The organism is Thalassobellus citreus (genome assembly GCF_044385915.1).
Classification (GTDB): Bacteria; Bacteroidota; Bacteroidia; order Flavobacteriales; family Flavobacteriaceae; genus Thalassobellus; species Thalassobellus citreus.
The window spans coordinates 1-4,929 of sequence record NZ_JBISCC010000075.1 but is presented as its reverse complement, the minus strand read 5'-3'; the positions used below and the strand labels follow the sequence as shown (position 1 = coordinate 4,929).

Annotated in this window: 5 protein-coding genes and 1 pseudogene; all 6 read left to right on the top strand. The window is 29.7% G+C overall.

The genetic code is table 11. The annotated features are described in order from the left end of the window. Nucleotides 1–223, top strand: a pseudogene (locus ACH5TX_RS00525) (hypothetical protein); the annotation flags it as partial. Between the two features lie 168 nt (nt 224–391). Next, nucleotides 392–736 carry a hypothetical protein gene (locus ACH5TX_RS00520; protein WP_439337606.1) on the top strand — a complete coding sequence of 115 codons (345 nt, stop codon included), beginning with the start codon at nt 392–394 and terminating at the stop codon, nt 734–736. 173 nt (nt 737–909) lie between these two features. Then, nucleotides 910–1,503, top strand: a complete 594-nt coding sequence (locus tag ACH5TX_RS00515) for a hypothetical protein (RefSeq protein ID WP_439337605.1) — start codon at nt 910–912, stop codon at nt 1,501–1,503. Nucleotides 1,504–1,655: 152 nt separating this feature from the next. Continuing rightward, nucleotides 1,656–2,876, top strand: coding sequence for a hypothetical protein (locus ACH5TX_RS00510; RefSeq protein WP_439337604.1), 1,221 nt, complete (start codon nt 1,656–1,658; stop codon nt 2,874–2,876). Between the two features lie 148 nt (nt 2,877–3,024). Further along, nucleotides 3,025–3,531, top strand: coding sequence for a hypothetical protein (locus tag ACH5TX_RS00505; protein WP_439337603.1), 507 nt, complete (start codon nt 3,025–3,027; stop codon nt 3,529–3,531). A gap of 147 nt (nt 3,532–3,678) precedes the next feature. After that, on the top strand, nt 3,679–4,653 hold the full coding sequence (locus ACH5TX_RS00500) for a hypothetical protein (protein WP_439337602.1): 975 nt from the start codon (nt 3,679–3,681) through the stop codon (nt 4,651–4,653). Nucleotides 4,654–4,929: the final 276 nt, after the last annotated feature.

Below are 4,929 nucleotides of genomic sequence, written 5' to 3'. Positions count from 1 at the left end.
CATCTATTTTGGAGTTCATTTAGGAGCTTTGAAAGCTGCTATTCTATATCAAATATTGATTTTAATTATTTTGTGGCTGAATAAGGAAAAACTAATCAGAGGTATAAAAATATTATTAGAATCGAATAAGATTGAACAACCGAAAATGAAACTATTCATAAAACTTTTAATTGCTTTTGGAATTTTTATTGGTTTAAGAATATTGGAATATTATATAACATAAAATGGTAAAGCCAGTTGCCAACAAAGCATAAAATTAATGGCTAGTTTTAGCTTACTTGGAAAATTCCTTCGGAATTTTCCGCTGGCAAGTTTCTATTTACTAAATTAGTGCTTAAACGCGCCACTAATATTATACGTAACCGTTGTGCAACATATAACGAAAAACATTATGAAATATAAAATCAGTATTTTAATCGGACTACTATTACTAATTAGTTTTGGTTGTAATAATGATGATGACTCGAACGAAAATGAAACTAGCTTTTTCTGGAATCAGACAAAATGTGCTGACCCTTGGAATACTGGAGAAAACAATTCTAATGGAGAAACTGAAATCGCTGTGACGGAATATTTGGAAAGTAAAAATATAACCGTTCTCAGCTTGAATTTTGACAATGATTCACCTTTAGCAACTGACTGTGAAGCTTGCGGTTGCGGAACTGGACAACGGATTATTGTTAATGTGAATAACTCAGATATTTCTAAAATGGAGGAGTTGGAATTTTATCAATAGAAATGGACAATAAAATACGTTGCACAACAACATATATAATTTATTGCTGGTTCTAGCCTACTTACGAAAATCCTCGCGGATTTTCTAGTTGGTTTTTATTTACTAAATTCAGTGCTTAAAACACGCAACAAATCATATATAAAACCGTTGTAAGTAATGCGAAAAACCGCCATATGAAAATAATATTTATAGTAATTGGAATTATAATTCTGTTCATTCTTTACAGATATTTTGCATTCAAAAAAGAAAGTGCAAAAACTCATAAGTTGAGATTTGAAAGAATCAAACCACTTGTAGAAAAATTAGAAAACGGAGAAGAAATAAAAAAAGAAGAAGTTCTGGAATATGCAAAAGATAATAAGACTCGTGAACTGACTTATCAAATACTATCTGAAAATAATAAAACGGAACTGTTCCCTAAAGAATATTTGACCATTGAAAGTGGTGCTGAAAGTAAATTGGTTAACTGGCTTGAATTCCCGACTGAATTAGACAAAGCACCTGACGACATAAAACATCTTGAAAAAGTAAAAATAGATTTTGACGGGAATAACGTATTTTATCACGTATTCAAGTATATGACAAATAAACCACATTGGGCTGCAGAAAATGGATGGATGTTAGGTGTGGTTGGACCATATTTTGACGATAGTAAACCTTATGATTTTCCAGCTGCGACATTTAGCAGGTGTAGTAGCAAAGTTGGAGAAATTGAGCCGAAAGATGAAGTTAAATGGGTACACGAAAATATTGCGATGAAAAGATAATAAAGCACTACTTACAACAAAGTATAAGAAATAATGCTTAATTTTATTTCTTAATCAAAAAGATAGCGCTTATTTGGTCTCTCTGATTTTCCTGCGGAAAATCCTCGGACACAAAAACGCACTATTCTTATACACAACCGTTAGCAATAATTATGACGAACAAAACAATATATTTCGTAACAATTATCTTATTTTTTATTTCTTGCAAATCTATAAGAAATGAAAAAAAAGATATTGCATTCAACAATAAATATAAGTTTAAAGCCGAAATAGAAAGTGAATCTAAAAAAGCCGCTTTAGAACCTGACTTTCAAAGTTACGCAACAGAGTGCTCCTTTAAAACTGACCATAAAAATGCATTAAAATATTGGGATTTAGAATTTACTCCAAAAATTATTGATTATAACCAATTTCAATTTGATTCAATTAAAAACCTTTATGAAACTGCAAAAGCAAAAGATTACATACTTAATCAATCCAAAGAGAACAAAATTGTTATTATAAATGAATCTCACCATAACGCATCTCACAGAGTATTCACAGAATCTTTGCTAAAAGAACTATTTAATAATGGTTACAAAAACTTGTTCCTTGAAGCCCTCACAAATGGTGATAAAAAAGACTCTTTGCTAAATTCAAGAAAATACCCTATCCAAAATTCAGGTTATTACACTAAAAACCCACAATTCGGAAATTTGATAAGAACAGCTAAAGAAATTGGATATACAATTTATCCATATGAAACAACTGGTGATGAAGGAGGGGCTAAAAGAGAAATAGACCAAGCGAACAATATCTATAAAATAATTAAAGAAAAACCATCTGAAAAGAATCTCATTCATTGTGGTTCAGGACATGCTATTGAAGGAAATGTTAGTTTTTTTGGTGGCTTATCATTAGCTGGAAGATTACACAAATTGACTGGAATTAATCCCCTAACGATTGACCAAGTTTTTTACTCTGAAAAAAGTACTTTTGACTATAGCAATATTTTTGTTCAATCTTTTGACTTTAAGCATCCTTCCATTCTTCTTGATAAAAACTCAAACCCTTTTGCTTATAAAAATAATGACAGATGGATTGATATTGTTGTTTTTCATCCATTAACAAAATACATTAGTAATAGACCAAATTGGTTATTTGAAAACGGAAATAATGATGTGGCTATTAATATTTCCAATTTAAATTTGGATTTTCCTATTATGATATTTGCTTATAAAAAAGGAGAAGATTTAAATGCTTCAATTCCAATTGATGTTATAGAAATTGAACATAAAACCGACTATTGTAATTTAGCACTTAAAAATGGAACTTATGAGATTGTAGCAACCAATGGAACTATGTCTTTCAAATTCGAACAAAAAGTAAAATAACTATTGCTAACAAAGCATAAAATTAATGGCTAGTTTTAGCTACTTGGAAAATTCCTTCGGAATTTTCCGCTGGCAAGTTTCTATTTACTAAATTAGTGACTAAACACGCCACTAATATTATACGTAACCGTTACCCAACATTTGAGAAATGACCTCCGAATTCACACCTCCAATTTCTGACAGAGAAACAGAAGAATTGATTGAAATCGCATATTGCAACGACGAGAATATTTGGCAACGAGAAGCTACAGTGCAAGCAAAAAAAGAACTGATTAAAAGAAATATCTCTCAAGAACAACAAAATGAAATTATTAAAAAGTGGAATATAGAAGCTGAGAAACACTTAAAAGAGGAAGCGGAAAGATTAGAAAAAAATAAAACAGAAAGCTATACAATATTGCAAATGGTACAACTCTTTTTATTTGGACCATTGGTTTTTATGAATAAATACACAGTTGAATATCACACAATTTTTAGTTTAAGAAGCGAAAACTATTTCTTGAAATTTAAGCAACGAATTATAATTTTTATTTTGAGCTTTATAGCTTGGTTTTTCTTTATCAAATTTACAGTAGAACAATCTCAAACAAAGAGACAAGAAGAAATTGATAAAATTGATATATCAGATTGGAAAAAACAACACGGATATGATTAAAAAAACGTTGGGTAACAAAGCATAAAATTAATGGCTAATTTTAGCTTACTTGGAAAATTCCTTCGGAATTTTCCGCTGGCAAGTTTCTATTTATTAAATTAGTGCTTAAACGCGCCACTAATATTATACGTAACCGTTGCCCACAATATGAAAAAAACTTTGAGAACTACATTTATACTTGGATTTTTATTAATTGGAATTACTGTTTTTGGACAAGAATTCGGATTTGATATTCATAATATTTCGCTGAATGAATATATCCAAATGGAAGAAAATTTAAAAAGCGAAAGAATTCCAACGACTTCAAATCACGTTTCATTTAGTGGAGATGCTCAACCGATTAAATTCAAAAGAACTGAAAAGAAAATAGCGGACTTAATAACTTACTATTACTTTAAAGAAAAAGACTCAACAATGAGTTCTGTGCTTTACGAATGGGATGTTTCTAATTTTGAAAAAAAAGATAATAATCAAAAACCGAAAAAATATCAAAAAGCATTTATCTCAAAATACAAAGTCCTTAAAGAAAGTATTTCAAACGAATTTGGAGAACCAAAAACAAAGAGAAATTATTCTAATATTAGTCGTTTAGATTCCATAAATACATTTGTGGAAAGTTCAACTTGGAAACCGAATGATAGTACAGAAATTGAAATGTATGCAACCGTTTCAAACTACTATGAGAAAAAAGGTGCAATGACTATAAATCCAGTTCATAGAATAAGACTTTACATCAAAAACCAATCAAAAGAAAAGGAAAAAGAAATTCCAAAATTAGACGAGAAAAAACTTTCCGAATTAGAGAATATTAAGAATGATTTTTTCAAAGTTTTAAAATCAAAAGATTTAATAAAATCGAAAGAATATTTATCCGATATAATTAAAGAAAAGGTTACTGACGAACAATTAAATCTATTAATCGACAACATAGATTTTGAGAGAAAAACTGAATTAATTTACAGCGGAATCCAAATGGGATTTAATGGAAGTATGTTTACATTACTTCAGTACAAATATTCAGATGACAGTTCAAGTCCGCCAAATGAAATGATTAAATTAATTTTTGACGACAAAGATAAAGTTGTAGGAATTCAGCCGATTAAATTACAAGGAAAAGAATAAAATACTGTGGGCAACAAAGTATAAAATTAATGGCTAGTTTTAGCTTACTTGGAAAATTCCTTCGGAATTTTCCGCTGGCAAGTTTCTATTTATTAAATTAGTACCTAAACGCGCCACTAATATTATACGTAACCATTGGCAACAATATGAAAACAATGAAAGTTCTTATTTATATGTTTTTTGCTTTTATTCAATTTTCTGGCTTTTCCCAAAATCTTGAGGAAAGAGAAAAAATAACAGCGGAATTTGAAAAGCGGACTGACACTCAAATTGAAT